Genomic DNA, 26953 nt, shown 5'->3' on the forward strand with positions numbered 1-26953 from the left:
CAGATCACTTACCCATGGCCGGCTTCGCCTCCAGATGCTCTTCGTGCGGCGCTTCGTTGAGCAGCATGCGCAGCCAGAACGGAATCAGCACCAGGCCGAGGCCGATGCAGATCCAGGTGAACAGCGGGCCGCTACCCGGCGGCGGAAACAGCAGCCGGCCGACCCCGACGAGCAGCGCGAACAGCGAGACCGCGGTCACCGCCACGGCGCCGAGGCGCTCGCCCAGCGCATACAGCGGAGCGCTGGGCATATCGCCGACGGCCTGGGTACTCCTGCGCCAGATGCCGAACGGGCGGACGCGCTTGTAGAAACGCTGCAGGGTCTTGTCGTCGGTGGCCGGGGTGAAGAAGGTCACCAGGATCGCCGCACTGGTGGTCACCAGCGCCATGATGCCGAGGCGAATCCATTCCTCGTCCGGGTCGGTGCCGAGGAAATACAGCAGCAACGGGGCGGTGACCAGCGACACGGCCATGGCGGTGAGTTCCGAGTACAGGTTGATCCGCTCCCACAGCCAGCGCAGCAGCAGCACCGAGCCCATGCCGGCGCCGAACAGCAGGGAGATGAACCAGGCGGTCTGGATCGAGCCGAGGTTGGCCATGATCGCCAGGGCGATGATCATGATCAGCACGTTGGACAACCGCGCCACCAGCACCAGCTCGTGGCCCTTCGGTTTGCGCTTGAGCAGGCGCTGGCAGACCACGCCGTCGTAGATGTCGTTGCTCCAGTACGAGGCGCCCCAGTTCAGGTGGGTGTCCACCGTGGAAGCCAGGGCCGCCAGCAGACCCACCAGCATCAGGCCGCGAAAGCCCGGTGGCAGCAGGTCCTGGATGCCCTGGACGAAGAGAATTTCCCGCGCGGCGGTGAAGCCCTCGCTGTTCATGTCTTCCGGTGTGAAGGGGTAAAGCACCAGCAGACCGATGGCGATGCCGAGCCAGAACAGGCTGCGCAGGAATATCTGCAGCCAGGCGAACACCACGCCGGCGATCCGTGCGTCGCGGTCGCTGCTGCAGGCCATGCTGCGCTGGGCGAGATAGCCGGTGCCGTCGGAGTTCATCTGGAACAGCCACTGCATGCCGATGATCATCAGGAACGGCAGCAGCAGATCGCTGGCATTCTCCGGTGGGCCGAAGGAAAGCATCTTGCCGGCTAGGTCTTCGCCGTAGAGGCTGACCACCCGATCGCTCAGCCCGCCGAGCCCGCCAGCCGCGTCGATGACGAACCAGGCGTAGGCAAGAGTGCCGATCAGGGCGACGGCGAGCTGCATCACGTCCGTGCGGATCACCGCACGCAGGCCGCCGGTGATGGAGTAAGCGGCGGTGAACAGCATGATCAGCAGGATCGAAATGAGGTTGTTGGTGGTCATCACCTGCGGATCGAGGCCGGTCATGCTGTCGCCCAGCTTGAGGCCGGTGGCGGTGACGAAACCGAGTATCGGTTCGTAGAGCGCCGCGGGCAGCCAGTCGTGCCAGGGCAGGAAGACTTCGGCGATGCGGACCGCCGCCACCAGCACCATGGCCAGCACCACGCAGTTGATCACGGTGCCGTAGTAGATCGCCTTGAGCAGGCGCAGCAGGGTGACGCCGGTGCCGCTGTAGCGCACGTTGGTCAGCTCGGCGTCGGTGAGCACGCCGGCGCGGCGCCAACCGACGGCGAATACGAATGCCAGGAGCAGGAAGGCGAGACCGTAGATCCACAGGCGCCAGAGGGCGAAGACGCCGGCGGTGGCCACCAGGCCGGTCACCAGCAGGGGGGTGTCGGCGGCGAACTGGGTAGCGGCCATCGAACAGCCCGACTGCCATCCCTTGATCGTCTTGCCGGCGAGAAAGTATTCGCCGAGGTTCTGTGAGGCCTGCTCTCGGGCGCGCAGGCCCGAACCGATGGAGTAGACGACGAATGCCAATACGATGAGTAAGTCCAACATCTTCTTATTCCTTTCCGTTGGAACACTCTTGGAGAGAGCATTCGGAAAAGGAAAAGTGCTGGCTGTCTGACGAATGGCTCACCCGCGTTACAGAGCCCTCGACGCCTTGAAGGTCAAGGCCCCGTCGCAGTAGCGGTTGAAGCCCGAATAGGCCGAGCATTCCAGGGCGTTCAGGCTGGAGTCGGAATAGCTGAGGTTGAGGTCGAAGCCGAGCCAGGGGCGCACCAGGTTGATCGACCAGTCGTTGAAGACCCGCACGTTGCGCCCGTTGCCGACGCCCACCGGGTTGTCCAGGGCGTGGTTGCCGTACTTGAGCGTGACGCTGAAGCCGAGATCGTCCTGCAGGCCGAGGTCGGCCAGCAGGGTGCGGTCCGAGCGGCCGGGATCGAGGCTGAACGCCGCACCCAGGCGGCTGCCGAACACCGACAGGCCGGCGTAGTACTCCTCGACATTGCGTTGGCTGAGCGTCGGGTAGCTGTGCAGCAGCGTGCCCAGTTCATAGCCGAAGCGCTCGTCGAGCGGCTGCTTGAAGCCGGTGTAGCTGTCCAGCTTGATCATCTTGCCTTCGGTCGGATCGAGATTGGCGGCCCACTGGCCGAAGTACCAGCCGCTGCTGTGGGTCACGTCGAGCCCGCCGTGGGCGAGGGTTCCGCTGTTCGGTTGCACCAGCCCCTGGGCCATGCTGCGCGGCGGCGCATAGCTCATCTTGAGGTCGTAGTCGCCCAGCTCGCGCTCGACCGGCTGGTTCACCGCCGCCGCGCAACCGGCGAGCAGCGGAAGGATGAAAAGTACATGACGAATCACGTCGCACACTCCCTCAGTGAAACAGGAGTGGCCTGTCACGCGGCCCCGGAACCGGCGCGGCGGAAGTGCCGACGCGTCTGGCATGCGGCCCGCGCCCATGCCCCCGGCCCGTTTTTAACAGCTACCGGCATTCGGCTGAACCGCCATTCGTCCCGTAGAGGGTTGTTCGTCGGTTTTCCGTCCTCGCCCCGTTTGAGACAGGCCTGTGGCGGTGAATTCAACCTCGTTGGGCGAATAAATTCGCCCCTACACACTTATCCGGCCGGCGCCTATCCGTAGGAGCCAGCTCTGCTGGCGGGCCTCGTCTGTAGAGGCGCATTTATTCGCCTGGGTGTTAAGCCGGACGAATAAGTCCACCCCCTGACGCCCCACTGAAACTGTTGAGCGCAAATAGCACCTGACTGTTCCTTGTGAGCGGTGCGACGTCCGTCGGATAGTCGGGCGCCGGCCCGCCATTACGAGGAACGCAGCATGGCCATGAGTCTTGTGGTACCGAACGGTTCGCCGAGCCCGTCCATCGTGCGGTGCTGGCCATGAGCGCGTCGCGGCGCCATGCCGGCTGCCTCGCCTTCGGCCTGTGCCTGATCACCTTCGCGGTGAACCTGCAGGCACCGCTGTACACCGTCTATGCGCAACTGTCCGGGCAGGGCGCGGCGGCCACCGCCATCGCCTTCTCCGGCTACGTGCTGGGAGTGATGCCGGTGCTGCTGGCGTTGGGCGGACTCGCCGACCGGGTCGGGCGGCGACCATTGATCGTCGCCGCGTTGTGCCTGTCGATGCTTGCCACCCTGGTCATGCTGATCTGGCCGCGCCTGGAGGTGCTCGGCGTCGCGCGTTTCCTGCTGGGGATCGGCACCGGGCTGGCCTCGGCCACCGGCACCGCCTACATGGCCGAACTCAGGGGCAGCCGCGATGCCCGCGCCTCGGCGAACTGGGTGACGGCCAGCACCTCGCTGGGCTTCGGCCTGGGCGCCGCCCTGACCAGCCTGTTCCTGCTGGCCGGGCCGACGCTGGCGCCGGGCAGCTTCTGGCTGCACCTGGCGTTTGCCGCCATCGCCTTGATCGTGGTGGCGCGGCTGCCGGACCCGGCGCCCCGTGGCCGGGCCACGCCCATGCTGCGCCTGCCGTGCTTTCCGGGCGGCAGCCTGCCGTTCGGTTTCGCCATCCTGCTCGCCTGGGCGACGGTCGGGCTGGTGATCGCCATCCTGCCCTCGGTGTTGGCGGCGCATGGCCTGGCCGCCTGGTCCGGCTTCTCCACCTTTACCGTGATCAGTTGCGGCCTGCTGTTCCAACCGGCGGCGCGCAGGCTGCATCCGGCCCAGGCGACCTGCCTCGGACTGGCCATCCTGCCGTTCGGCTACGCCCTGTTGGCCTGGGGTGCGACGAACGGCTCGCTCGCCGCCGTGCTGTTGGGAGCGCTGGCGGCGAGCAGTTCCTGCTATGGCTTCGTCTACCTGGGCGGGCTGTCCGCCGTCACCCTGCTGGCGGAAACGGAGAAGCCTCGCGCCAGTGCCGGGTTCTTCCTGATGGCCTACCTGGGGTTCAGCGTGCCGGTGATCTTCACCGGTGTGCTGGCTGACCGCTACGGCGCTCCGGCGGCCTTGCTGGCATTCGGGCTGCTGCTCGGCCTGGGCGCCTGCCTGGTGGCGCTGGGTGTCGTGCGGGCGCTGCCGAGCGTCCGGGCCGCTCTTTCGTCTTCCTAGCCGGTGCGGCAGCCGCTCCGGCAAGCGGGTAGAATGCGCGGCTCGCAGGCGAGGTAATGACGAATGGCGTTGATCGGGCGGTTCAATTCTCTACAGGTGGTCAAGCACACCGATTTCGGGCTCTACCTGGATGGCGGCGCGGAGGGCGAGATTCTTCTGCCCAAGCGCTACCTACCCAAGGAGCAGCCGAGCGAGATCGGCGACTGGTTGAACGTGTTCGTCTACCTGGACAGCGACGACCGGCCCATCGCCACCACCGAGAAACCCAAGGTGCAGGTCGGCGGGTTCGCCAGCCTGAAGGTGGTGGAGATCAACCGCATCGGCCTGTTCCTCGACTGGGGGCTGCCGAAGGACCTGCTGCTGCCGCATTCGGAAGAGAAGCGGCCGTTGCAGGTCGGCGATTATTGCGTGGTCCACGTCTACCTGGACCGACGGACTCGCCGCATTACCGCCACCGCCCGGCTGGATCGCTACCTCGACAAGACCCCACCTCACTACAAGACCGGTCAGGCGGTGGACCTGCTGGTGGTGGAACCCACGCCGATGGGCTTCAAGGCCATCATCGAAGGGAAGCACTGGGGGCTGATCCATCGCAACGAGGTATTCAAGTTCCTCCGAGGCGGCATGCAGGAGAAAGGCTTCATCAAGGAGGTGCGCGCCGACGGCAAGATCAGCCTGAGCCTGCAACCGATCGGCCAGGTGGCGGTGAGCGGCCTCGGCGAGCGGATCATGCAGGAGCTGCGCACCAATGGCGGTTCCCTGCCGCTCGGCGACAAGAGTCCGCCGGAAACCATCAGCCGGCTGTTCGGCGTCAGCAAGGGCACCTTCAAGAAGGCCATCGGCGGTCTCTATAAGCAGGGGTTGATCGTTATTCGTGAGGATCGTATCGAGCTGACCTGAGCGCTCAGCCGCCGAACAAGTCCCCCTGACCCTGCTCATCGCCGGCATAGCTGAGGCGGCCATCTTCGATCCGCGCCGCCGAGGTATAGGGGTGGACGATGGCGGTATGCGGGTCCTGGATGTGTATGACCTCGATACCGCGCACCTTCAGCACGTCGGCGATCAGCGAGCGGTGGCAGCGCCACCAGAGCAGCTCGGCGCACATCATCGCGGTGGGTTGTGCGCTGGCGAACGTCAGCAGTTCGTCGAGCCCGGCGGCGAATTCGGCGCTGGCCAGATGATCGGCATAGCCCCGGAAGGAGCTGTTGCGCCAGACCATGTTCGGCGAGTCGGGCCGCGGTCGGCGGCGGCCGCCCAGCGCCGGTAGCCAGCGATAGGCGATACCGTGCTCGGCCAGGCCGTCACGCAGCGCCGCTTCGGCGAACTGCGGCAACCGCCGCGAACCCGGAAAGCGGCGTACGTCGGCCAACCCGCGAATGCTGTAGTCGGCGAGCAGGCGGACGAATTCCTCCAGGGAGCGGGTCGAGTGGCCGATGGTCCAGATCCGCTCCGGTTGTCCTGTCGTCGGGTGCTCGCTCATTCGATCTTCTTCAGCGCGGTTTCCTTGTGCATGGCCAGGTGGCCGGTCTTGTCGCTTGTCACTTCGTACTGCGGCTCCTCTTCGCTGGCATGCCGGGTGCGTCCGCGAAACTCGATCTCGCGGGTATGGACCCGGGTTACCCGGCCTTCGATCCAGCCGGCCTCGGAGTTCCAGCGCACGGCGTCGCCGACCTTGAAGCGTGGAGACATGGTCGTTCCTCCTTCCTGAACGGGTTCTCTTTCTGACCTTTCCGCCGGCGAATGAATCCCCCGCCGATGATGGCCGATCCAGAGCGCCCGAGGCGTCCGCCTCGCTAGAACTCGTCGGAATGGACCCTGTCACCTTGAAAGAGGCAACCCATCAACGACAAGGCTTTGCCAGCGGGGCCAAACCCCCTGGTTTCCGGCCAAGCGAAGAGGTGAACCCGACCATGCATACCCCCAACCAGACGACCCCTGGTCCCGATGGCCAAACCCGTGGCGGCACTTCGAGGGAGGCGCTGACCGAAGAACTGCAGGACAAGGCGAAACAGGCGACGGAAGAGGTGAAAGTCCAGGGCAAGGAGCAGTTGGACAGATACCGCGAGACGGCGGCCGACGAACTCGACCGGGTGGCCCAGGGCGCCCGCGCCGCCGCCTCCGAACTGGAGCGCCAGGACGACGCGTTCCTCTCCCACTACGTTGCCGATATCGCCGGCAGCCTCGGCCGGTTGGCCGACAACCTGCGCGGCAAGAGCGCCGACACCTTGTTTCGCGAGGCCAGCCAACTGGCCCGGGACAACCCGGCGCTGTTCATTACCGGCAGCATCGCCCTCGGTTTCGGCCTGACGCGCTTCGCCCGTGCTTCCGGCAGGCGTGATACGGACGAGCGCAGCAGCACGTCCGAGACCGGCATGTCCGCTACCGGCATGTCCACCAGCGCCATGGGCGCCACTTCCGGCAGTCGGCCGGCACCCGGTTCGTCGGGCTACAGCAGCCCGGCAACCCCCTCGGACAACGCCTCGACCTTTGCCAGTGCATCCTGCTGCCCACCCAACCGGGGCGATGGAAAAACCAGCAACGGAGGAACCCACTGATGAGCCAGACGCAACCCCGTCAATTCGATAGCGCCGTTCGCCAGCCGACCCGTAGCCACCCGGAGGATTCGCATTCCGTCACCGGCCTGTTGCACCAGCTCGGCCGGGAGGTGCCTCTGCTCTTCACCAAGGAGCTGGCGCTGGCCAAGTCCGAAATCACCTCGTCCATCCACGCCACCAAGGCCGGAATCGCCAGCGTGGCCAGCGGCGGCGCAGTGCTCCTGGCCGGCTTCATCATTCTGCTGCAGGCCGCGGTCTATGGGCTTTCCCTGGTGGTACAGCCGTGGCTGGCGGCCTTGATCGTCGGTGCCGTGGTGGTGGTCGTCGGCCTGGCCATGGTGCAGGCCGGCAAGAAGAAACTCGAGCCGTCCGCCTTCACCCCTGACCGAACCCTGCACGCCCTGCAGAAGGACCATGAAGCCATTCGGAGGAACGCCTGATGAGTACGCAAAGCCGAATCGCCGCCGAGGCGCAGAAGGACCCGGAAACCCTGGAAAGGGAAATCGACCAGCAGCGCGAATCCATCAGCAGCATCGTCCACGAGCTGGAGAACAAACTGTCGCCCGGCGAACTGCTGGACCGGGCGTTGCGCTACGCCAAGGGCAATGGCGGGGAGTTCTTCGGCAATCTTGGTGAGACCGTCAAGGCCAACCCGGTGCCGACCCTGCTCACTGCGCTAGGGCTGACCTGGCTGATGATGGGGCAGAACCGCTCGGCGTCCGCGTCGGGCCATGCCAGCCTGTCGGACCAGGCTGCCGGTGCCAAACGCCAGGCTCAGCATCTGAAGGACAAGGCGGGCCAGCTGCGTGACGAACTGGGCAGCAACTGGGATTCCACCCGGCAGCGACTGAGCGATTCCAGCCACCAGGCTGCCGATACGCTGCGGCATCAGGCCGAGCGGGCCCGTGATGGCGTCGAGCACATGCTCGCCGAGCAGCCGTTGGCGCTGGGGGCCATCGGCATTGCTGTGGGCGCGCTATTGGGTGCCGCCTTGCCGCCGACCCGCCAGGAAGATCGCCTGCTGGGCGAAACCAGCGACCGGTTGACCGACAAGGCCAAGGCGCTGGCCGAGGAGGGCTACGCCAAGGCCAGCGAGGTCAGCCAGGAGCTGAGCCGGGAGGTGGCCGATCGGGTCCGGCAGGATGGTCGGACCCACAGTGGAATCCAGTAGTCCGCAGGCGCCCGCGGTCGGGTCGGCATGATTCGATCGCGGCGCCATCAGCTCTATCTCGCGGTATGCATCGCGGTTGTTGTGTGACATGAGTCTCGCGATTTGCACGGTCCGACGAGTGCTTGGTCTTGCGAAATGCACGATGGCAAGAGCGAAGCGTTTTCATAAGCGATTGATTTTTAAAGAATTATTTTTTGAGAAAAATTGGCACGGAGCCTGCTCCTAGGGATACGCACGGAATTCAACTGCCTATCCGGAGCTCAAAGATGAAACAAGCATTCGAAAGAGTTGCCGCCGCATTCCCCGATTTCAAACTGGCCACTCAGCCCCGACCCGATGGGTACTTCCTGCTGGTGCTGCAACGCCAGGACGGCAAGGAACTGAAGCGGGCCGTCCCTTCGGCGCAGTTCAGTGCGCCGGAGCGGGTGGACTGGCTGATCAGCGCCATCCGCCGCGACCTGGCCCAGGAAGCCGGGCTGCCGCCGCCATCGGTCACTACGCTGCAGAGCCAGAGTCGTTCCTGCCTGCCGACCTACCTGTGAGTTCCGAGAGCCCGGAAAAGCCGCTTTTCCGGGCTTTCCCATGGGCTCCACCCGGCGGACGCCTCGGTTCTTCAGCGAACCTTGCCGTTGGGCAAGGGCCTAAACAGAACAGTGTTGCCAAACGGAGGACGCACCATGCAAGGCGATGACGACGAGGTCGTCGAACGGCCGCCTACCGATGCCGATGACGACCAATTGGACGAAGCGCTGGAGGAAACCTTTCCGGCCAGCGATCCGATCTCTCCTTGAGACTTGGCAGCTTCGCACCGCGAAGCTGCTTTTTTTGATTCGAAGGTAGGGGAGCTGGGCGAATTTATTCGCCTGGCGGGGTGGAATTTGGGCGAATGAATCGCCTTACGCGGGAGTAACGGGGTGCACGGATTGCCCCCTCTCCCTGCTGGGGAGAGGGCGGGGGTGAGGGGGCGGAGCTGGGTCGGACATTTCCCCTTAAACCACCCACAGCTCTGCTGACAAGCTTGCCCTGTAACACCGTTCGCCAGCAGAGCTGGCTCCTACACAAAAGCATCTGTAAGGGCGAATTTATTCGCCTGGCGGGGCGGAATTTGGGCGAATGAATTCGCCCCTACGCGGAAGTGACCGGGATGCACGGGCTGCTCCCTCTCCCCGCTGGGGAGAGGGCGGGGGTGAGGGGGCGGGGCTGGGGCGGACACTTCCCTCAAACCACCACAGCTCTACTGACGAAGCTGCCCTGTAACACCGTTCACCAGCAGAGCTGGCTCCTACATAAAAGCCATCGGTGGGGCGAATTTATGCGTTCCATTCATCTCTCGGCCTGCTGGCAGCTTGCAGCTATCTCCATCGAATTGACATGATGTCATTGCAAATGTGCAGCCATTTGTCAGGAAATTCCTGCTTTTTCTTACTTTCTTCCAACTCCTGCCTATACATAACAACTCAATTCGGCCGAAGGTGATGCGGTTACCGCCGGTCATCGAGGCTGAAAGGGGCTCCGTCGTCCAAAAGGCGGCGGGGCAAATCTCGGAGCGACCCTCCGATTTCAGGAGAAACCTAGATGAAGCATGCTTTACGTATCCCCGCGCTGTTCCTCAGTGCACTGAGTCTGCCTGCCGTTTCCTTCGCCGCCGATCTGGTGGATGTCTCCAAGGTCGAAGCGCGGCGCACCGTCGCCGGCGAAGCTGGCCTGCATGCCGATCTCGGCGCCAGCCCCGACGAGTTGAAAGTGCTGCGCCAGAGTGCGGTCGGCAAAGGCCGTGTGGTCACCCGTTACCAGCAGTTCTACAACGGCGTGCGAATCCGTGGGGAAGCCATCACCGAAGTGAGCGGAGCACAGGACGGCGAGCGCACCAAGCGCTCCATCGATACCCCGGCTCCCGTGCGCCGCGGCCACTTCGTGACCAATATCGCCCCCGATCTGGTCGCCGATACCCGGCCGACCCTGAGCGCGGAGCAGGCGCTGAACCAGGCGAAGCTGCTCAAGGCGCAAGGGCGCAGGACGGAGAACGAACGCACCGAACTGGTCATCGACCTGGATGCGCAGAACAAGGCGCGCCTGGTGTACGTGGTGTCCTATTTCCTGCCGGACGTGCCCTCGCGCCCGCACTTCCTCATCGATGCCAACGACGGCAGCGTGCTCCAGCAATGGGAAGGCCTCGCCCATCGCACCGAGGCCAGCGGTCCCGGCGGCAACGAGAAGACTGGCCGCTACCTGTATGGCAGCGACTACGGGCCTCTGGTAGTCACCAACGATTGCCACATGAACAGCGGCGACGTGCTGACCGTGGACCTCAACCACAGTACCAGCAACGCCAAGCGCACGCCGTTCCAGTTCGCCTGCTCGTACAACGATTACAAGCAGATCAACGGCGCCTTCTCGCCGCTCAACGACGCCCATTACTTCGGCAACGTGGTGTTCCGGCTGTACAACGACTGGTTCGGCCTGCGCCCGCTCAGCCAGAAGCTGTACATGAAGGTGCATTACAGCCGGGGCTACGACAACGCGTTCTGGGATGGCGAGTCGATGACTTTCGGCGATGGCGCTCGGACCTTCTACCCGTTGGTCGCGCTGGACGTGGTGGCTCATGAGGTCAGCCACGGTTTCACCGAGCAGAACTCCAACCTCCAGTACTACGGACAGTCGGGCGGAATGAACGAGGCGTTCTCCGACATGGCGGGGGAGACCGCCGAGTACTACATGAAGGGGCACAACGACTGGAAGGTTGGCTTCGACATCACCAAGGGGACGGGGGCATTGCGCTACATGGATGACCCGACTAAGGACGGACGTTCCATCGGCCATGCCGCCGATTACCGCAGTGGCATGAACGTGCACTACTCCAGCGGGGTGTACAACAAAGCCTTCTATCTGCTGGCTAATACGGCGGGTTGGGATACCCGAAAGGCCTTCGAGGTTTTCCTCGATGCCAACCGCTTCTATTGGACCGAGACCAGCAGCTTCGACCGGGGGGCCTGCGGGGTGATCCAGTCGTCGCAGAACCGCGGCTACGGCACCAGCGCCGTGGTGCAGGCATTCCGGCAGGTGGGGGTGAACTGCCCGAGCGCCCTGTGAGGGGGAGCGAGCGGGCGGAGGCATCGGCCTTCGCCCGCTCGTTCGGACGGGGACTTACTTCTTGCCGAGCTTGAGCTGCCGGGTGCCGGTCCAGACCTGGCCGCTGACGCCGCCGGCGATCTCCTGGATCGTGCCGCCCGACTGGAGGAAGGCCGCCACCTGCGCTTCGATGGATTCGCGGGTTTCGACGGCGGGTTCCTGTTTCGGTTTGCTGTTCGAGCCTTTGATGCGCATGGCTGTTTCTCCTTGCCTGGGGGGATGGCGGAACCCCAAATAAAAAAACCGGCCCCGAGGCCGGTTCTTTTGTCGGAGGACGGTCAGATCACCTGAACGTCATCGGCTTGCATGCCTTTCTGGCCTTTCACGGCCACGAAGGAAACCTGTTGGCCTTCCTGCAAGCTCTTGAAGCCGGTGCTCTGGATGGAGCGGTAGTGAACGAACAGATCGGGACCGCTCTCAGGGGTGATGAAGCCGAAGCCTTTTTCATCGTTGAACCACTTGACGGTACCGGTTTGGCGATTGGACATGAGTGTCTCCTTGGACAAAGTGAACACGGTCTGGAAAAGCCCAGGCCGGACTGAGTGCAAAGAGAGTGAAACCGATGGACGTTGGATCGAAATCTAAGCAGCTCGGTGACGCATGCAACACAGTGGGGACCACCATACGCGCCTACCTGGCGATTACCTAATCTTTTCTTTTTTATTTTCCGGACGGTCATTCGTCCCGTGACCTTTCCGCCGGCCTTTCAGACGCCGTTGAAGTGAACTCTCCACAGCGCAACCACTCCGAATTCTCAGAACACCATCGTCCTCGCCAGGCACGAATCTCGGGCGTGTCTGCAGCGGCAGTGGACACACTCGGCCCGGCAACGAATGGCAAGAGGCGCGCGATGGCAGCGATCTGGCAGGTGGCGAAAGACGACAACCAGGCCTATCCGGCGCTGGACGGCGACATCGAGACCGACGTGCTGGTGATCGGCGCCGGCATCACCGGGCTGACCACGGCCCTGCAAGTGGCCGAAGCCGGCAAGCGTGTGGTGGTGCTCGAGGCACTGCGGGTCGGCGGCGGCACCACCGGGGCGTCCACCGGCAATCTGTATGCGCCGGTGACCAAGGGCCTGTCGACCTTGCGCAAGAAGTGGGGCGATAGCGTCATTGGCCAGGTCGCTGCCTCCCGTACCGAGGCGGTCGATTACATCGAAGAAACGGCCCGGCGCCTCGGCGTCGACTGTGCCTTCCACCGCCGTCCGCTCTACCGGGTCCTGACCGACGACGATTCAGCCCTGAACAACAGCCTCGACGAAGAACTCGATGCGCTGCTCTGCGCCGGTCTCACAGCCAGCCTGGTGAGCGAGACGCCTTTGCCGTTCCCCATCCATCGCGGCCTGAAGCTGGACAACCAGGCTCAGTTCGATCCGCTGCGCTACGTGCAGGGATTGGCCCGCGAGCTGAGCCGGCTGGGCGTTGGCCTGTACGAATACAGCAGCGTGCTGGACATCGATTTCGACCATTGCCGGGCCGAGACCGCCACCGGCAAGGTCAGCGCAGAGAGCATCGTCCTGGCGACCCATACGCCCAAGGGCATCAACCTGCTGCAGACCGGCATGGAGCCCTTGCGGGAATATGGCATCGCCGCCCGGCTCTCCGGCCAGGACTACCCCCAGGGCATTCTCTGGGTGCTCGATCCCTTCCATTCCATCCGCAGCTACCAGCATGCCGGCCAGGATTACCTGATCATGATCGGCGAGCAGCACAAGACCGGCGAAGGAGAGCCGGGCGTCGATTACTACGGGCGGATGGAAAGCTACCTGCGTTCGAAATTCCCGGTGGCCTCCGTCGACTATCGCTGGTCGGCCCAGCAGTACGGCTCGGCCGACGGCCTGCCATACATCGGCCGGCGCCATGGTAGCGAGCGGGTATTCCTGGCCACGGGCTTTGCCGGCGATGGCCTGACCTGGGGCACGGTGGCCGGGCGCCTGCTCGGCGACCTGATCCTTGGCCACGACAGCCGCTGGAGCGAGCTGTACGACGCGACCCGCTTCACTCCGGTCAAGTCAATGAAGGAGTGGGTCAAGGAAAACACCGCCGTAGCCAAGCACTTGGCCCAGGACTACCTGACGCCGACCGAGGTCAAGGCCCTGGACGATGTGCCGGTGGGAGAGGGACGGATCGTGGCCCTGGAGGGCGACAAGCTGGCGGTATACCGCAACGAGCTGGGGCAGGTCAGCGCCGTGTCGGCGGTTTGCCCGCACCTGAAATGCCTGGTGCACTGGAACCCCGGCGACCGGACCTGGGACTGCCCCTGCCACGGCAGCCGCTTCGAGATCGACGGCAGCGTCATCGAAGGGCCGGCCTATCATCCCCTGGCCCGGCGCCTGTCGTCGGAGTGAGCGCGCCGGGTGCCGGAATGGCACCCGGTGGCCAGGGCATCAGATCATCTTGCGGAAACGATGCAGCTTCTGTTGCCCGCTCATCACCCAGTGGGGCATGGCCGCGCCGGTCCCCGCCACCTGCAGGTGGGGATGGTGGCGGATGACCTGTTCCAGCACCGGCTCCTGCGGCGGCTCGACATCCACGAAGAACACGTGCTTGCCTTCCCGCAGCAGCTCCTGGAAGCGCCGGAAGTAGCCATTCGGTTCCTGGATACCGAAGAAGCCGCCTTCCCACGCTGAGAAGCCCAGCAACACCAGGGCGAGAAACACGAAGGGCACCCAGCCGGCGACCGTCTGCGTCCAGCCGCTGAAGTAGGCGACGAGCAGCACCGCGGCGGCGAGCACCAGGCCGACGTAAATCCCGCGCCGGCCCGAATTCACCACGTCGGTCTTCATGAAAGGGGAGACGCTGTGCAGACGATGCTGATCCATGTCGGCATCCTTCTCGCTCAGCACATGAATCTGCTCGGTGCTGATGCCGCTGGCTTCCAGTTCCTGCTCGACCTGTTCCAGCTCGTCCAGGTCATCGCTGATGTAGTAGTGCCGGTTCATGAGCACCTCCATCGAGGTCTAACGGAATCCCCCCGTTCCGATGGTTGCCGAAAGCGGCCGGAAAGGGCCGCGAAGGCGCATGTGGCGTGCGCTCTGGATAGTTGAGTGTAGCACTCTGACTTTGTCGCGAACGCTCGCAGGACGGGCGGTTCGCTGGCGGCCCGTGCGGTATGGCGATCGGGTGCCGGAAGATTGGCAGACGGGTGCGGCGACGCCCACGCCCCTTGTAGGAGCCAGCTCTGCTGGCGAAGCGTCGGTTCGGTTCAATTCGCGAGCAGGGCTAGTTATTGATCTCATTACAGGCGCTACGGATCTTCTGCACGGCGAAGCTGTGCTCGACCCCCGGCAGGTTCTCCAGCAGGCAGCGGTAGTAGGCCTTTTCGCGTTCGAACAGGAACGAGCCCTCGTTGTGCAGCTTGTTGCAGGCCTGTTCGATCAGGTAGACCGCCTGTCCTTCCTTGGCCTGGCGCTGGTAGGTGAGGATGCACTGGTGGTAGGCATCTTCGTCGGCGAAGGCGGGCGTACAGAACAGAGCGAGGAGCCAGAGATGTCGGATCATGGTGCGACTGTCGAAAGGAACTGCCGGGAAGTCTGCACCAGAGATCGAGGCGTTTTCCAGAGCAGGAGAGGCCGTGCCCGGCACTGCCGCACCGGGCGCGGGTTCGTTCACGGGTTCTGCGAATGGCTGCCCAGCAGCGTATGCCCGGATTTCCGGTCGCGCTTGGCCATGCGCTTCTCCTGGGCGGTCTTCTGCGGCTTCTTCTTCGTCTCCCGTTTGATGTCCATGCCTTTGCTCATAATGATCACCTTCGAGGTTGCGGTAGGGGTTCGAGTCATCGATAGGCACTCTTGGCCATTACCACCTCCCCAGGCTGCCTGAGCCTGCCGGCTGCGAAATCGAGAGCGCTGCTTCAAGCATAGTCGCCGCACCGGGCGCTGCAGGCTTTCGATCTATCGCTCCGGATATGGGCGGCAACGGCGGCCGGGCTTGCCCTGGCGCGGCGTGGCGATCACCTCGAAGGCGATGAACTGGGTGGCCTGGGCGGTCGAGAAGTTGTTGTCGGCGACCACGATCAGGGTGCGGTTGCCGTTGGCCAGACGATGGCCCCAAGACAGCCCTTCGGCATTGTCCAAGGTGAGACCGTACTGCGCCTTGAGTTCATCGAAATCCAGCAGGTAGCGCTTGCGCATCGGCACGTAGCGGGCATCGACCAGGCTCGGCAGGCGCAGCACGTCGGTGGCGCACTCGGTGCTCGCCAGGGCCAGGCGCAGGGTATTGCCGGGACCGGAGGCGAAGCCGCGCTCCAGGGCGATGAACTCGCGGTCGGACAGGGCCAGCAGTTCGGGCAGGCCGTTGTCCATGAAGCCGGGCGCTTCGGTGGGTGCCTTGGGAATCGGCGGTAATTCGTAGGCGTATTGGGCGCGGGCATCGGCAGTGAGCGGGTCGAGCGCGGTGACCCGTACCCGGCTGCCGGCCTCCAGGCTGGTCAGTTCGCCGTCCTGGATCAAGGCGTCCTCGTTGGCGGTGAACAGCAAGTGGCTGGCGTGGCCCGGCCGCCAGAACGGCCCGCGGGGTGCTACGGCCAATGCTTCGAAGACTTTGTTGCTGCGCGCACCCCAGGTGGCGTTGTCCACGTAGTCGAACATCGCCGGGGTACGGAATTCACGGACGAAGCGGCCGTCCGGGCGCATCTCGCGGATGAAAGGTTGATGGCGCAGGGCCGGGTCGGCGTTCCAGTTGCCTTCGCTGGACCAGTACAGGTTGCCGTTGGGCGCCACGCGGATGCCCTCCGGGTCGACGGTGCGGGCGTCGGCGGGGAAGGGCGTGCCGTCCGGTCGCTTCATGAATACCTGGCGGTACAGGGTCGCACCGTAGAAGCCATTGCCGTCGTACTCCAGGCTGAGCTGGTAGAAGCGCGGCGTGCCGCGTTCGCCGCCGCGGTCATCGGAGATTGCGTAGTAGGAGCCGTAGCGGCTGCCGTCCTCGACACGGTCGATGCCGGAAATGCCGCCGAATTCGATGCCGTCGAACAGCGTGCCGGTGGGAATGACGTGCTGGCCGATGTAGCGCAGGTGGATGTCGGCTGACTGGCTGTCGGCAAGGGTCGGGGTGGAGGCCAGGAGACTGGCGGCGAGCAGCGGAGCGGCAACCTGAATGTAGCGGGCCATGGGTATCTTCCTGAAGGCTTGCGAAGGTATGGCCGAACTACCGCCTACAGGGCTCGCCCGTTGGCGTCCGCCAGGGTGTCGAGGCGCAGGATAGGGTGGGCGCGTGACCGCCGGATGACAGGGCTTCGGCTTGTCAATGCGCGGCCGATCTGGCTAGTCTGGCCGCCTGCCCGGCGCGAGAGACCGGCATCGACTGAAAGGAGAACCGATGGGCGAGCGGTTGGATTTCAAGGAAAAGATCAGTTGGCAGCGGCCCTACCACACGCGTAACGAAACGGCCTTCAAGGTGCCGGATTGCGACGTGCAGCGCCTCGTCGATCAGCTCGAAAGCGACCGTGGCCGCATCCTCAACTCCGCCGCCATCCGGCGTCTGCAACAGAAGACCCAGGTCTTCCCGCTGGAGCGCAATGCGGCGGTGCGCAGCCGTTTGACCCACTCGCTGGAGGTCATGCAGGCGGGGCGCTTCATCGTCAAGACGCTGTTCAAGCAACTGGGCGACAGGGCGGCGGAATACGGCCTCGATGGCCTCGACGGAGCCCTGGAAAGCCTGGTGGAAATGTCCTGCCTGATGCACGACATGGGCAACCCGCCGTTCGGTCATTTTGGCGAATACGCCATCAACCAATGGTTTGAGAGCCGGCTGGATGCCCTGTTCGAACAGGCCGTGCCGGAACCGGGCGACGCGGCGTTGAAGCGGCGCATGCTCACTGACCTGAAGAACTTCGAGGGCAACGCCCAGGCCATCCGCCTGGTGGTTCGCCTGCTGCGCCTGAACCTGACCTACACCCAGACGGCCGGATTGCTGAAGTACGTGCGCCCGGCCTATGAGCCGAAGGAGGGCGCGGCGAATCCCTACCTGAACAAGAAGCCCGGCTTCTACCTCTCCGAGAAGGATTTCGTCGAGGGGCTCTGCAAGGCCCTGTCGATGCAGCCCGGCACCCGTCATCCGGCGGTCTACATCATGGAAGCCGCCGACGATATCTCCTACTGCCTGGCGGACATCGAGGATTCGGTGGAGAAGGGCATCCTCGATATCGAGCAACTGAGCGACCTGTTGATCGAGAAGTTCGCCTCGCTATGGAAAACGCCCGGGGACGCCATTCCCGAAGCGCGCAAGACGTTCGGCGAGGTTGTCGAGTACGCCCGCGACCGGGCCCGGCGCGAGCCGGTCAACAAGGTCAGCGAATACTTCATCTGGCTCCGTGTTGGCATGATCCATCCGCTGATCAAGCATGCGGCCGAGCAGTTCATCGGCAACATCGAAGCCGTGTACCACGGGCGTCTGGATCGTGCGCTGATGGAAGACGACAGCCTCTACAGCGCCATCGTAGGTACCTTCAAGGAGGTTGCCCGGGAGCGGGTGTTCTGCCACCGCGAGGTGGAAACCCTGGAGTTGCAGGGCTTCCGTATTCTCCAAGGGCTGCTGGATTTCTATGCGCCGCTCCTGGCGGTGGACAGCGAAGCATTCAAGAAACTGGCCGAAGGGGCAGCACGCAAGCCGCTGCATCTCCACCTGCTGGTCAAGCGCCTGGCCGACAAGGACATCAAGGCTTATCTCGAAGCCTTGCATGCCCTGGAGGTTCCCGCCGAGAACCGTCCGCAGTGGGAGTTCTACTACCGCTGCCGCCTGCTGCAGGACTTCGTCAGCAGCATGACGGACCAGTCGGCACTGGATGAATACCGCACCCTGTCGGCGCTGTGATCGGCTCAGCCGCCCACCGATAGATGCTCCAGCTCGGCCGGATCGCGGATGGCGTTGGACATCCGGTGATTCGGATCGAGCAGGGCGCTGCGGATTTTCATGTAATCCTCGTAGGGCAGCCCGCTGCGGTTGAGCATTTCCAGGGCGAACTGCTTGATCTCGGCATCGGTGTACGGGCGCTGTTCCGGCGACGGCTGGCTGGCGCAACCGGCAAGAACGAGGGCGGCGAACAAGAGGCTGGCGAAGCGCATCATGGCGGCACCTGTGGCGTATCGGGGAAGAGTGCTCACAGGCTATCCGCCGCGTGGCATCGGCAAAAATCATTCGATTCGATAATGACTATCGGCGCTGTGCCGTCTCTTCGGCCGCGCCGGCGTCGAGCAGCTCCGACAGGCGCACGAAGCGGTATCCCCGCTCGTGGAGCGCCGCGATGACCCCGGGCACGGCCCGCATCGATGCGGTGCGCTGCGGCGACATCACGTGGAGCAGGACGATCGAGCCCGGTCGGACCTTGGCTGTCACGTCGGTGATGATGCTTTCGGTCGTTGGCGGGCCGTCCCGGCCGATGTCCGGCTCGATGTCCCAGGTAATGCTGAGGATGCCGTGCTCGGCGAGATAGCGCGGCAGCGTCCAGAATTTTTTCCCGTAGGGTGGGCGGAAGTGCAGTGGCCCGCGGTAACCGGCTTCGCGCAACAGCCGCTCGGTACGCTCCAGTTCGTCGGCCACTGTCTCCCGGCTCATGAACAGCATCCGCCGGTGGCTGTAGGAATGGTTGCCCAGCTCGTGTCCAGCCTCGACGATGGCGCGTGCCTGCGTCGGATTGCGCGACACCGCCTCGCCCACCAGGAAGAAGGTCGCCGGCACCCGCTCGTGGGCGAGGATGCCGAGCAGCTCTTCGGTGAAGCCGGGCTCCGGGCCGTCGTCGAAGGTCAGCGCGACCCACTTGCGCTCGGTTTCCACCCGGCTCACCAGTTCACCGGCGAGCTGGAAATGGCGTGCATTGACCAGCCACCAGGCGCCGAAGAACAGAGCACCGAGCACGAGCGGCGGAATCGTCAGGAGCAGTGCGCGGCGCCAGGTCATTTCTATCATTTTTTCTAAGACGCATGGCGCCCCCGTGGGTTCTGGCTCAACGAAGGGTCGGACGGAAGGCACGAACGCGGGCGCGGCCAAGGCCTCGAATGCAGAGCAGCCACCAGAACCGGAGGTCGATATGAATCCCGCAGCGAACCTGCCCGACGACGAACAATCCGCAGGCTTCGACGACGGCCCCTCGCGACCGGCGGCCGACCTCGGCGACAACATCGCCGAGCTGCCGACCGCAGTGTCCGCACAGACCAGCGACGACCCCGCGGAAGCCCCGATCCCCGACCCGGACATCCAGGACCCAAGCATCCCCAAGGCTCCACCGGTGGACGAATCGGAAGCCGACATGCCCGATGACGGCGACAAGACCGGATGAGCGGGTTCTGATAAGCCCCGGCGCCAGCCGGGGCCGCGCAGTCCCGGGACCGATGTTCTTCGTGGGAGCGAGCGTTGTTCGCGAATGGGGCTTCGCCAGCAGAGCTGGCTCCTACAAGAGCAGAGCGGTGGCGCATACGGTTTTTTGTAGGGGCGAATTTATTCGCCCACGAAGCCCCGCCGGGCGAATGAATTCGCCCCTACGACACGGGTTAAAGACCCGGACGCGCCGATACCGCCACCAGGCTCAGCAGATACTCGTCGAAGGTGGCGAATTGTGCCTCCAGCTCGACGCCTCGGCACCAGTCGTCCGACAGGTCGCACAGCAGGCGCAGGCGCGCCGTGCCGTCGGACTGCCAGTCGAGCAGCTCGGCATCCTCGAAGTAAAAGCGCTTGCCCACCAGCGGATAGAGCGCCTTGAACAGGCTTTCCTTGAGCGAAAAGGTGAGGGTGACCTGCAGGGCCGTCTGCCCTGGACGCAGCCGCTGCAGCTCGGCCGGTGTGAGGATTTCTCCGGCGAGGCGCTCGGCACGGGTTTCGGTGAGCAGTTGTTCGACATCCAGACCGAGCCCGCGCCAGTCGGATTTCTGGGCCACCACTGCGGCGGCCCAACCCTTGCCATGGGTGATCGAGCCGCTGAAGCCGGTCGGCCATTGCGGCGCCCGATCCTCTCCCAGCGCCGGCACCACGGCCGGCCCGCCTAGACCGCGCATCGCCTCGCGCGCGCAGAGCCGCCCGGCGAGGAATTCCGCCTGCCGCTTGGCCACGGAGCGCTGGATACTGGCTGGCGCCTCGATGCCGCAGCGGAGAAAATCCTCCGCCATCAGCATGTCGGGTTGGAAAAGACAGGCCACCAGACGGGCGCCAGGCAAGGCCTGGGGCAGCGGCCACTGGGAGTCGAACGGCGAACAACAGGCGGGATGGAAAGCGGACATGCGCGCATTCTGCCGTGCAGCGCTTCCGCCAGCCAGCCCCGAGCGGCGTTTACATTTCTTTGCAAAGCGGCAACAAAGGGAAACGGTGGTCCGTCCCGGGTTTTGCCAGACTAGCGCCGCGTTTCCTTTGGGAGCGCAGGTGAGGTTGCTATCGGAATCCTGTGGGTTCCGGTTTTCTCTGCTTGAGTACGGGAGTCCCGAATGGGGCTCCCGTTTTTTATTGGGCGTTCGTTGGGATGGCAGCTCTTGGTCAGTCGCTGTTGCCAGGCCTGGAGTGGGTCGTGCTTGGCAGTCTTGCCTTGATGAGCCGAATAAACAACGTATTCGGCTCATTCCGTGAGCCGATCAGGCGGGCTGTTCGGCTCAACAGGGAGCTGAGAGCTGTGCCCAATCGGTTCTATGACCTCCTCACGACAAAGCTCCGCCGATCATCTCGGCGGGGCTTTGTCGTTCCGGGGAACGCCATCGGTTACTGAGCGAAGACGTCCTTGAAGAAGGCTTTCATGTCGGCCCAGGAGCGTTCGTCGGCTTCCTTCTGGTAGGCGATGTCCAGGCCGTGGCCTTTGTGGGCGTCGGCATCGGGGTTGGTGAAGCCGTGCTTGGCGCCGGGGAGGCTGACGAAGCGGTAGTCGGCGCCGGCGGCGTCGAGTTCGGCCTTGAAGGCGGCGATCTGCTTGGGCGGGATAAAGCTGTCGGCCTCGCCGTGTTCGACGAGAATCTTGGCCTTCACGGCGCCGGGTTTGGCCGGGGTGTCGGTGGCGAGATTGCCGTGGAAGCTGACCACGCCGGCCAGCGGGACGCCCTGGCGGGCCATGTCGAGGACGACCTTGCCGCCGAAGCAATAGCCGATGGCGCCGAGGCGGGCGGGGTCGGTCTGCGGCTGGGCTTTGAGCAGGTCGAGGCCGGCGAGGAAGCGGGCCTGGGCGGCTTCGCTGCTGGCCAGGGCGGCCTGCATGAACTTCATGGCGTCGTCGGGATGCTGGGTGTTCTTGCCGTCGCCGTACATGTCGATGGCCAGGGCGCTGTAGCCGAGGGCGGCGAGGTCACGGGCGCGGCGCTTGGCGTAGTCGTTCAGGCCCCACCATTCGTGGACCACCACCACGCCGGGGCGCGGGCCTTCGATGGCGTCGTCGTAGGCGTGGTAGCCGACCAGCTTGGTGCCGTCGGCGGCCTGGTAGGGGATTTCCTGGGTCTTGATCTCCGCCTGGGCGACGGCGGCGAACAACATGAGGAGGCCGAACAGTGAACGGCGCATGGCAACTCTCCTTGTGAGCGAACGGAAAGCAGCAAGCATAGTGGGTGTGGGGTGGTCGGGGCGAGGGATGAGTTCGTCCCTACGGTGTGCACTGATTTATGTAGGAGCGAACTCTGCTCGCGAAGCGGCGGTTCGCCGGAGGCATGGATCGCCAGCAGAGCTGGCTCCTCCGGTTTTCGTGTAGGGGCGAATTCATTCGCCCGGCGGGGGGCTGGTTCAGGCGGGCTGGGTGAAGCGGTGGTCGCTGGCGATCAGGTGGCTGAGTTCGTCGAACAGGGCGTCGGCGTCTTCGTCGCGGCAGTCTTCGCCGTAGCGTTTGCGCAGGCCGTAGTGGCTGAGGGTGAGGTGGACGTCGGCGTCGACGCCGTGCTGGGCCAGGCAGCCGCGGACGCAGTGCAGGGGGCAGCCGTCGAGGGCAAGGATGGGGCGGCCGGAGCGGGCCTTGTTGACCAGCGAGGGGACACCGCCGCCGACCCCGGCGATGCAGGACATCTCCGCCAGCCCGGCGCGGTCCAGGCGCAGGGCCAGGGTGTTGGCGAGCTGGGCGACGTTGGAGCAGCCGGAGCAGGAGTAGACGAGGGGCAGGGCGCTGTCGGGCATCGGGATTCTCCGGGGCGGACCGTGGACCGATTGTCCGGATGCGCGGCGAAGGCGGCCTTGATAACGGTCAAGTCACGGCCGCCGCATCGCCCCTCACTGCAGATGATTCTCCACCACCCACACCGCCGCTTCGGTCCGCGAGCGCATGCCGAGCTTGTTGAGCAGGCGTTTGACGTGGACCTTGACCGTGCCTTCGGTGATGTCGAGCTTGCGCGCGATCATCTTGTTGGTCTGGCCCTTGGCGATCTGCCGCAGCACGTCCTTTTCGCGTTTGGTGAGGCTGGCGGCGCTCACCGACTGGCCCTGCTTGGGCCGTTCGCGCAGTGCTTCGGCGAGGACCTTGGTCAGCTCCGGGCTGAGGGCCAGCTTGCCCTGGGCGGCGGCGCGGATCTGGTCGATGACGTCGTCCGGCTCCATGTCCTTGAGCAGGTAGCCGTCGGCGCCGTTGCGCAGGGCTTCGAGCACGTTGCCGTGTTCGTCGGAGACGGTGAACAGGATGATCCGCGCATCGACGCCGGCTTCGCGCAGGCGCTTGATGGTTTCCAGGCCGTCCATGCCGGGCATGTTGAGGTCGAGGAGGATCAGGTCGACATCCAGGGTGCTGGCCAGCTCCACGGCCTCCTGGCCGCTGCCGGCCTCGCCGACCGGCAGCAGGTCGTCTTCCATGGCCAGCAGGTCGCGCAGGCCACGGCGCATCATGGGATGGTCGTCGACCAGGAGGATGCGGGTTTTTTCGTCGTCGCTCATAGGTTCAGGCTCAGGGTGCTTACGGGCTGCGCAGCGCGAGGGGCTCGGCCGGGGCCGTGTCGGGCTCCGGAGTTACGTTGATGCGCCGGTAGTCCGGCAGGAAGGTGAGGTGGACCCGGGTGCCGCCTTCGGGGCGGCGGCCCACCTCGACCCGGCCATGCAGGCTGCCGGCGCGTTCGTGGAGGATGCTCAGGCCATAGTGGCCGCCGGGGCTTTCCAGGGTGGGAATGCCGATGCCGTCGTCGTCCACACGGATGTGCACGATGCCCTGGCGGTCCTGGTAGAGGGCCAGTCGGCAATGTTTCGCCTGGGCATGCTTGATCACGTTGCTCAGGGCTTCGCGGAGAATCTGCAAACAGTGGATTTCCTCGTTGGGGCTCAGCGGGCAGTGGCCGAGGGCGTAGTCCAGGTCGATCTCCACGCCGGAATGGCTGCCGAATTCCTTGATGGTGGCCTGCACCGCCGGGGCGAGGCCGGGCGCGTCCATCTTGATGCGGAAGGTGGTGAGCAGTTCGCGCAGTTGCCGGTAGGCGGCATTCAGGCCGCCCTGGATTTCGCCCAGGGTGGTTTCCAGGGCTTCGCTGGGGTGCTGGTTGGCGATCTGCTTCTTCAGCCGGGTCAGTTGCAGCTTCTGGTAGGAGAGGGCCTGGGCCAGGGAGTCGTGCAGCTCACGGGCGATCACCGCGCGCTCTTCCATCAGCGCCAGGCGCGCCTGCTGCTGGCCGAGACGGCTCAGGCCGAGGGAGGCGGCGAACAGGTCGGCGAGGGTCGCCAGCAACTGCTGCTGCCAGTCTTCCAGGCGTTCGCCGACGGTCTGCTCGACGCGCAGGCTGCCCAGCTCGGTGTTGTTGGCGCGCAGCGGGAAGCTGAGGGTCTGCGCCCCGCCCGGCGTCACGCCGGTCTGCTTCACCGGGCACTGGTCGCAGTCCGGCAGGCTGCAGTATTCCGGCGGTTGCAGGTTCACCGAGGAAATCGCCGTGTGGCTGCCGAACGCCGGGTCGCTGTTCAGGCACAGGGAGACCGGGCCGGACTTGAGGGTGTTCTGCACGCCGGCGAGCAGGCTGCCGATCAGCGCGGTGGGTTCGTCGGGACAGGTGTAGAGGGCGCGGGCACTGTTGAACAGCAGTTGCAGCGACTGGTTGCTGCGCTGCAGGGCGGCGGTCTTCTCGTCCACCTTGCGTTCCAGGTGCTCGTAGAGATTGGCCAGCTCGTCGCTCATCTGGTTGAGGGTGGCGGCAAGCAGGCCGAGTTCGTTGTCGCCCTGGTAATTGGCCTTGACGCGGAAGTGGCCGCGGCCGATCTGGCGGGCGAGGGAGACCAGTTCCTTCAGCGGCGTGACCAGGTTGTTGTGGATGCCGTAGACCACCACGAAGGCGATCAGCACGGTGACGAACAGGGTGCCCACCTGCAGGGCGCGGATGACTTCCAGCTTGCCTTCCGATTGCACCTGCAAGGTGCCGACGAACTGGTTCAGCTCCTGTACGAAGGGGGTCACTTCGCGGCGAAAGCCGGCGCTGTCGACTGGCTGGCTGGTGAGCAGCGGGCGCATCTGCAACGCCCAATGGCGCAGGGTGCGCTGGTGCAGTTCGGTGAGGGGCTGGTTGCGGTGCCGGCGCAGGGCCTGCAACAGCACGGGCGCCTGCAGGGTGTGCTCGAACTCGTCGACGGCCTCGCTCAGCTCCAGCGGATTGCCCAGGTCGGCCAGCAGCGCCAGGCGGTAGGACTGCATGCGCAGGCTGCCGGCCTTGTTGATGGCGGCGGCATCGCCCTCGATGGCGTCGGCCATGTACAGCCCGCCGAGCATGCTCGCCAGGGTCACGCCGATGATGATGACGAAGGCCAGGGTGGTGTGCAGGACGATGGAGTGACGGCTGGCGGGCAGGGCGTCTTCGCTGCTGTTCATGGTGGATCTCCGCGCTGTCGCCGATGACCACAGCCTCGTGCCGAACCGACGGCTTTGCAAGAGCCGGACGGATACCCCCAAAGCGCTTCGCCAGCGTGGCATGTTCTGCCGCTGCGCTGGGATGCCTTCGCAAGCCTCTGAAATTAAAGGCTTTTTCTCTTTCAAAGCGGGGTATCTCCAAGGGGGTATGGGGGATAAGTCTCTGATTTTCACGCGGAATCTTCTTTGACCCGAGTCAATTCCGCAGCGCCCCCCGACCCATAGGGTGCCGGTCAAAGGCCGTCACCGTTGCGTTCCACCCGGTGCCGGCTCCCGTACCGAGGAGGATCGCGATGAGCACAATCACCAAGTGGGAAGTGGAGGTACCGGCTTTCTGGGCCTCCACCGGCAAGTCGGTCGCCAACCGCAACCTGTGGATTTCCATCCCCAGCCTGCTCATGGCCTTCGCCATCTGGGCGATGTGGGGAATCATCACCGTGCAGATGCTCAACCTGGGCTTTCCCTTCGCCCCGGACGAGCTGTTCACCCTCACTGCCATCGCCGGCCTCACCGGCGCTACCCTGCGCATCCCGGCCTCGTTCATGATCCGCATCGCCGGCGGGCGCAACACCATCTTCCTCACCACCGCGCTGCTGATGATCCCGGCGGCCGGTGCCGGCCTGGCGCTGCAGAGCAAGGAAACCCCGCTCTGGGTGTTCCAGTTGCTGGCTTTCCTCTCCGGCATCGGCGGCGGCAACTTCGCCTGCTCGATGAGCAACATCAGCGGTTTCTTCCCGAAGAACCAGCAGGGCCTGGCCCTGGGCCTGAATGCCGGGCTGGGTAACTTCGGCGTTACCTCCATGCAGATTCTCATCCCGCTGGTGATGACCGTCGGCCTGTTCGGCGCCGCGGCCGGCGAGCCCATGGCCCTGCTGAAGGACAGCGGCACCCTGATCGGCCGCATCCCGGCCGGTGCCCAGACCTACATCCAGAACGCCGGCTGGATCTGGCTGGTGTTCCTGATCCCGCTGGCCTTCGCCGGCTGGTTCGGATTGAACAACCTGCAACCGATCACCCCCAACCCCGGGCATCCGCTGGGCGCCTTCGGCAAGATCGTCGGCCTCTATGGCGTCGGCTTCCTCACCGCCGGTGTCGGCCTGTACCTGTACATGCCGGCGCCGTTCGGCCTAGGCGTGCTGAACATGTGGGCCGCGCTGGCGCTGATCATCCTCGCCACCCTCGGCCTGCTGCGCCTGCTGCCGGGCAGCATCCAACCGAACATCAAGCGCCAGTTCGCGATCTTCTCGGACAAGCACACCTGGGCGCTGAGCGTGCTGTACATCCTCACCTTCGGCTCCTTCATCGGCTTCTCCATGGCGCTGCCGCTGTCGATCACCGTGATCTTCGGCTTCGTCAACGAAGTGGGCGCCGACGGCACCGTCACCCGCGTGCTCAACCCCAACGCGCCGAGCGCACTGACCTACGCCTGGATCGGCCCGTTCATCGGTGCGCTGATCCGCCCGGTGGGCGGCTGGATCGCCGACAAGGTGGGCGGCTCCATCGTCACCCAGGCCATCTCGGTGGTGATGGTGATCGCCTCCGTCGCCCTCGGCTACGTGCTCCAGCAGGCCTACGGCTCGGCCCAGCCGGAACAGTACTTCTTCCCGTTCCTTGGCCTGTTCCTGGTGCTGTTCGCCGCCTCCGGGATCGGCAACGGTTCCACCTTCCGCACCATCGGCGTGATCTACGACCGCGAGAAGGCCGGCCCGGTACTCGGCTGGACCTCGGCGGTGGCGGCCTACGGCAGCTTCGTCGCACCGGTGGTGATCGGCGGCCAGATCAAGGCCGGCACCCCGGAAGTGGCGATGTACGGCTTCGCGGTGTTCTACGCGCTGTGCCTGGTCCTCAACTGGTGGTTCTACCTGCGCCGCAACGCCTACGTGCGCAACCCCTGATCCCGCCGACCGGAGAGACG

At 64.9% G+C, this 26953-nt stretch carries 28 protein-coding genes; 11 read left to right on the forward strand and 17 right to left on the reverse strand.

All coding sequences use genetic code 11. From position 1 onward, the window contains the following. Positions 1 to 4: 4 nt before the first annotated feature. Entirely contained in the window at positions 5 to 1921 is a 1917-nt protein-coding gene (locus PIN01S_RS19430) for a sodium:solute symporter family protein (protein WP_084338013.1), read from the reverse strand. Between the two features lie 87 nt (positions 1922 to 2008). After that, on the reverse strand, positions 2009 to 2725 hold the full coding sequence (locus PIN01S_RS19435; protein ID WP_084338015.1) for a TorF family putative porin: 717 nt from the start codon (positions 2723 to 2725) through the stop codon (positions 2009 to 2011). Between the two features lie 533 nt (positions 2726 to 3258). On the opposite strand from PIN01S_RS19435, the gene PIN01S_RS19440 reads away from it, so the two are divergent. Beyond that, positions 3259 to 4428: an MFS transporter gene (locus PIN01S_RS19440; protein WP_084338121.1), complete on the forward strand. Its 1170-nt coding sequence runs from the start codon at positions 3259 to 3261 to the stop codon at positions 4426 to 4428. A 63-nt stretch (positions 4429 to 4491) separates the two neighbouring features. Continuing rightward, positions 4492 to 5328, forward strand: a complete 837-nt coding sequence (locus PIN01S_RS19445) for a CvfB family protein (RefSeq protein ID WP_084338017.1) — start codon at positions 4492 to 4494, stop codon at positions 5326 to 5328. 4 nt (positions 5329 to 5332) lie between these two features. Here PIN01S_RS19445 and PIN01S_RS19450 read toward each other — a convergent pair whose 3' ends face one another. Both PIN01S_RS19450 and PIN01S_RS19455 read right to left on the reverse strand, forming a co-directional pair. Then, entirely contained in the window at positions 5333 to 5908 is a 576-nt protein-coding gene (locus PIN01S_RS19450) for a DUF488 domain-containing protein (RefSeq protein WP_084338019.1), read from the reverse strand. After that, on the reverse strand, positions 5905 to 6117 hold the full coding sequence (locus PIN01S_RS19455) for a hypervirulence associated TUDOR domain-containing protein (protein WP_084338021.1): 213 nt from the start codon (positions 6115 to 6117) through the stop codon (positions 5905 to 5907). Before PIN01S_RS19455 ends, PIN01S_RS19450 begins: the two co-directional genes overlap by 4 nt. A 221-nt stretch (positions 6118 to 6338) precedes the next feature. On the opposite strand from PIN01S_RS19455, the gene PIN01S_RS26490 reads away from it, so the two are divergent. From PIN01S_RS26490 to PIN01S_RS19485, 5 genes are all read left to right on the forward strand, one after another. Continuing rightward, on the forward strand, positions 6339 to 6983 hold the full coding sequence (locus PIN01S_RS26490) for an ATP synthase subunit B family protein (RefSeq protein ID WP_090257274.1): 645 nt from the start codon (positions 6339 to 6341) through the stop codon (positions 6981 to 6983). Next, a complete protein-coding gene (locus PIN01S_RS19470; RefSeq protein ID WP_084338027.1) occupies positions 6983 to 7423 on the forward strand; it encodes a phage holin family protein in 441 nt (146 codons plus the stop codon). The genes PIN01S_RS26490 and PIN01S_RS19470 overlap by 1 nt, the downstream gene beginning before the upstream one ends. Beyond that, positions 7423 to 8154 (forward strand): DUF3618 domain-containing protein, encoded by a 732-nt coding sequence (locus tag PIN01S_RS19475; RefSeq protein WP_084338029.1) that lies wholly within the window; start codon positions 7423 to 7425, stop codon positions 8152 to 8154. The genes PIN01S_RS19470 and PIN01S_RS19475 overlap by 1 nt, the downstream gene beginning before the upstream one ends. A gap of 266 nt (positions 8155 to 8420) precedes the next feature. Then, positions 8421 to 8696 carry a DUF3509 domain-containing protein gene (locus PIN01S_RS19480; RefSeq protein WP_084338030.1) on the forward strand — a complete coding sequence of 92 codons (276 nt, stop codon included), beginning with the start codon at positions 8421 to 8423 and terminating at the stop codon, positions 8694 to 8696. A 1033-nt stretch (positions 8697 to 9729) separates the two neighbouring features. Continuing rightward, positions 9730 to 11244 carry a M4 family metallopeptidase gene (locus PIN01S_RS19485; protein ID WP_084338031.1) on the forward strand — a complete coding sequence of 505 codons (1515 nt, stop codon included), beginning with the start codon at positions 9730 to 9732 and terminating at the stop codon, positions 11242 to 11244. A gap of 54 nt (positions 11245 to 11298) precedes the next feature. Here the strand turns inward: PIN01S_RS19485 and PIN01S_RS19490 are convergent, their stop codons facing one another. Further along, positions 11299 to 11478 carry a PFL_1563 family small protein gene (locus tag PIN01S_RS19490; RefSeq protein ID WP_084338032.1) on the reverse strand — a complete coding sequence of 60 codons (180 nt, stop codon included), beginning with the start codon at positions 11476 to 11478 and terminating at the stop codon, positions 11299 to 11301. A gap of 83 nt (positions 11479 to 11561) precedes the next feature. Beyond that, positions 11562 to 11771, reverse strand: coding sequence for a cold-shock protein (locus PIN01S_RS19495; RefSeq protein ID WP_084338034.1), 210 nt, complete (start codon positions 11769 to 11771; stop codon positions 11562 to 11564). Between the two features lie 362 nt (positions 11772 to 12133). Between PIN01S_RS19495 and PIN01S_RS19500 the strand changes: the two genes are divergently transcribed. Beyond that, on the forward strand, positions 12134 to 13633 hold the full coding sequence (locus PIN01S_RS19500; protein ID WP_084338036.1) for an FAD-dependent oxidoreductase: 1500 nt from the start codon (positions 12134 to 12136) through the stop codon (positions 13631 to 13633). Between the two features lie 39 nt (positions 13634 to 13672). On the opposite strand, the gene PIN01S_RS19505 is transcribed toward PIN01S_RS19500, so the two are convergent. The 4 genes from PIN01S_RS19505 to PIN01S_RS19515 all read right to left on the reverse strand — a co-directional run bounded on the left by PIN01S_RS19505 (position 13673) and on the right by PIN01S_RS19515 (position 16396). Beyond that, positions 13673 to 14227, reverse strand: coding sequence for an NAD/FAD-utilizing enzyme apparently involved in cell division (locus tag PIN01S_RS19505; protein WP_084338038.1), 555 nt, complete (start codon positions 14225 to 14227; stop codon positions 13673 to 13675). Positions 14228 to 14507: 280 nt separating this feature from the next. Continuing rightward, entirely contained in the window at positions 14508 to 14786 is a 279-nt protein-coding gene (locus PIN01S_RS19510; protein ID WP_084338040.1) for a VF_A0006 family four-cysteine protein, read from the reverse strand. A 107-nt stretch (positions 14787 to 14893) separates the two neighbouring features. Continuing rightward, entirely contained in the window at positions 14894 to 15025 is a 132-nt protein-coding gene (locus PIN01S_RS27365) for a hypothetical protein (RefSeq protein WP_280141671.1), read from the reverse strand. Positions 15026 to 15178: 153 nt separating this feature from the next. After that, entirely contained in the window at positions 15179 to 16396 is a 1218-nt protein-coding gene (locus PIN01S_RS19515; RefSeq protein ID WP_084338042.1) for an esterase-like activity of phytase family protein, read from the reverse strand. Between the two features lie 208 nt (positions 16397 to 16604). Between PIN01S_RS19515 and dgt the strand changes: the two genes are divergently transcribed. Further along, the gene (gene dgt / locus PIN01S_RS19520; protein ID WP_084338044.1) at positions 16605 to 18098 is read left to right on the forward strand and encodes a dGTPase; all 1494 of its coding nucleotides are present in this window, start codon (positions 16605 to 16607) and stop codon (positions 18096 to 18098) included. Between the two features lie 5 nt (positions 18099 to 18103). Here the strand turns inward: dgt and PIN01S_RS19525 are convergent, their stop codons facing one another. Both PIN01S_RS19525 and PIN01S_RS19530 read right to left on the reverse strand, forming a co-directional pair. After that, positions 18104 to 18352: a hypothetical protein gene (locus PIN01S_RS19525; RefSeq protein ID WP_244506003.1), complete on the reverse strand. Its 249-nt coding sequence runs from the start codon at positions 18350 to 18352 to the stop codon at positions 18104 to 18106. A gap of 85 nt (positions 18353 to 18437) precedes the next feature. Next, entirely contained in the window at positions 18438 to 19181 is a 744-nt protein-coding gene (locus PIN01S_RS19530) for a polysaccharide deacetylase family protein (RefSeq protein ID WP_212633087.1), read from the reverse strand. 130 nt (positions 19182 to 19311) lie between these two features. On the opposite strand from PIN01S_RS19530, the gene PIN01S_RS19535 reads away from it, so the two are divergent. After that, a complete protein-coding gene (locus PIN01S_RS19535) occupies positions 19312 to 19560 on the forward strand; it encodes a hypothetical protein (RefSeq protein WP_084338048.1) in 249 nt (82 codons plus the stop codon). 211 nt (positions 19561 to 19771) lie between these two features. On the opposite strand, the gene PIN01S_RS19540 is transcribed toward PIN01S_RS19535, so the two are convergent. The 5 genes from PIN01S_RS19540 to PIN01S_RS19560 form a co-directional block, all read right to left on the reverse strand. Next, positions 19772 to 20494, reverse strand: a complete 723-nt coding sequence (locus PIN01S_RS19540) for a 4'-phosphopantetheinyl transferase family protein (protein ID WP_084338050.1) — start codon at positions 20492 to 20494, stop codon at positions 19772 to 19774. A 469-nt stretch (positions 20495 to 20963) separates the two neighbouring features. Beyond that, complete coding sequence (locus PIN01S_RS19545) at positions 20964 to 21749, reverse strand: dienelactone hydrolase family protein (protein ID WP_084338052.1); 786 nt, start codon at positions 21747 to 21749, stop codon at positions 20964 to 20966. A 216-nt stretch (positions 21750 to 21965) separates the two neighbouring features. After that, positions 21966 to 22349 carry a putative zinc-binding protein gene (locus tag PIN01S_RS19550; RefSeq protein WP_084338054.1) on the reverse strand — a complete coding sequence of 128 codons (384 nt, stop codon included), beginning with the start codon at positions 22347 to 22349 and terminating at the stop codon, positions 21966 to 21968. A 93-nt stretch (positions 22350 to 22442) separates the two neighbouring features. Beyond that, on the reverse strand, positions 22443 to 23096 hold the full coding sequence (gene narL, locus PIN01S_RS19555; protein WP_084338056.1) for a two-component system response regulator NarL: 654 nt from the start codon (positions 23094 to 23096) through the stop codon (positions 22443 to 22445). 19 nt (positions 23097 to 23115) lie between these two features. Next, positions 23116 to 24999 (reverse strand): histidine kinase, encoded by a 1884-nt coding sequence (locus PIN01S_RS19560; protein WP_244506002.1) that lies wholly within the window; start codon positions 24997 to 24999, stop codon positions 23116 to 23118. 332 nt (positions 25000 to 25331) lie between these two features. Between PIN01S_RS19560 and PIN01S_RS19565 the strand changes: the two genes are divergently transcribed. Continuing rightward, positions 25332 to 26933 carry an MFS transporter gene (locus PIN01S_RS19565; RefSeq protein WP_084338057.1) on the forward strand — a complete coding sequence of 534 codons (1602 nt, stop codon included), beginning with the start codon at positions 25332 to 25334 and terminating at the stop codon, positions 26931 to 26933. The last annotated feature ends 20 nt before the right edge of the window (positions 26934 to 26953 follow it).

The organism is Pseudomonas indica NBRC 103045 (genome assembly GCF_002091635.1).
GTDB lineage: Bacteria > Pseudomonadota > Gammaproteobacteria > Pseudomonadales > Pseudomonadaceae > Pseudomonas_M > Pseudomonas_M indica.

Coding starts and splice junctions, on each gene's coding strand:
- PIN01S_RS19495 (WP_084338034.1), bottom strand. CDS start 11,771: ATGTCCAATCGCCAAACCGGTACCGTCAAGTGGTTCAACGATGAAAAA.
- PIN01S_RS19565 (WP_084338057.1), top strand. CDS start 25,332: ATGAGCACAATCACCAAGTGGGAAGTGGAGGTACCGGCTTTCTGGGCC.
- PIN01S_RS19525 (WP_244506003.1), bottom strand. CDS start 18,352: ATGATGCGCTTCGCCAGCCTCTTGTTCGCCGCCCTCGTTCTTGCCGGT.
- PIN01S_RS19455 (WP_084338021.1), bottom strand. CDS start 6,117: ATGTCTCCACGCTTCAAGGTCGGCGACGCCGTGCGCTGGAACTCCGAG.
- PIN01S_RS19540 (WP_084338050.1), bottom strand. CDS start 20,494: ATGTCCGCTTTCCATCCCGCCTGTTGTTCGCCGTTCGACTCCCAGTGG.
- PIN01S_RS19485 (WP_084338031.1), top strand. CDS start 9,730: ATGAAGCATGCTTTACGTATCCCCGCGCTGTTCCTCAGTGCACTGAGT.
- PIN01S_RS19500 (WP_084338036.1), top strand. CDS start 12,134: ATGGCAGCGATCTGGCAGGTGGCGAAAGACGACAACCAGGCCTATCCG.
- PIN01S_RS27365 (WP_280141671.1), bottom strand. CDS start 15,025: ATGAGCAAAGGCATGGACATCAAACGGGAGACGAAGAAGAAGCCGCAG.
- PIN01S_RS19510 (WP_084338040.1), bottom strand. CDS start 14,786: ATGATCCGACATCTCTGGCTCCTCGCTCTGTTCTGTACGCCCGCCTTC.
- PIN01S_RS19475 (WP_084338029.1), top strand. CDS start 7,423: ATGAGTACGCAAAGCCGAATCGCCGCCGAGGCGCAGAAGGACCCGGAA.
- PIN01S_RS19530 (WP_212633087.1), bottom strand. CDS start 19,181: ATGACCTGGCGCCGCGCACTGCTCCTGACGATTCCGCCGCTCGTGCTC.
- PIN01S_RS19430 (WP_084338013.1), bottom strand. CDS start 1,921: ATGTTGGACTTACTCATCGTATTGGCATTCGTCGTCTACTCCATCGGT.
- PIN01S_RS26490 (WP_090257274.1), top strand. CDS start 6,339: ATGCATACCCCCAACCAGACGACCCCTGGTCCCGATGGCCAAACCCGT.
- PIN01S_RS19445 (WP_084338017.1), top strand. CDS start 4,492: ATGGCGTTGATCGGGCGGTTCAATTCTCTACAGGTGGTCAAGCACACC.
- PIN01S_RS19545 (WP_084338052.1), bottom strand. CDS start 21,749: ATGCGCCGTTCACTGTTCGGCCTCCTCATGTTGTTCGCCGCCGTCGCC.
- PIN01S_RS19470 (WP_084338027.1), top strand. CDS start 6,983: ATGAGCCAGACGCAACCCCGTCAATTCGATAGCGCCGTTCGCCAGCCG.
- PIN01S_RS19505 (WP_084338038.1), bottom strand. CDS start 14,227: ATGAACCGGCACTACTACATCAGCGATGACCTGGACGAGCTGGAACAG.
- PIN01S_RS19535 (WP_084338048.1), top strand. CDS start 19,312: ATGAATCCCGCAGCGAACCTGCCCGACGACGAACAATCCGCAGGCTTC.
- PIN01S_RS19480 (WP_084338030.1), top strand. CDS start 8,421: ATGAAACAAGCATTCGAAAGAGTTGCCGCCGCATTCCCCGATTTCAAA.
- dgt (WP_084338044.1), top strand. CDS start 16,605: ATGGGCGAGCGGTTGGATTTCAAGGAAAAGATCAGTTGGCAGCGGCCC.
- PIN01S_RS19515 (WP_084338042.1), bottom strand. CDS start 16,396: ATGGCCCGCTACATTCAGGTTGCCGCTCCGCTGCTCGCCGCCAGTCTC.
- PIN01S_RS19450 (WP_084338019.1), bottom strand. CDS start 5,908: ATGAGCGAGCACCCGACGACAGGACAACCGGAGCGGATCTGGACCATC.
- narL (WP_084338056.1), bottom strand. CDS start 23,096: ATGAGCGACGACGAAAAAACCCGCATCCTCCTGGTCGACGACCATCCC.
- PIN01S_RS19440 (WP_084338121.1), top strand. CDS start 3,259: ATGAGCGCGTCGCGGCGCCATGCCGGCTGCCTCGCCTTCGGCCTGTGC.
- PIN01S_RS19560 (WP_244506002.1), bottom strand. CDS start 24,999: ATGAACAGCAGCGAAGACGCCCTGCCCGCCAGCCGTCACTCCATCGTC.
- PIN01S_RS19490 (WP_084338032.1), bottom strand. CDS start 11,478: ATGCGCATCAAAGGCTCGAACAGCAAACCGAAACAGGAACCCGCCGTC.
- PIN01S_RS19550 (WP_084338054.1), bottom strand. CDS start 22,349: ATGCCCGACAGCGCCCTGCCCCTCGTCTACTCCTGCTCCGGCTGCTCC.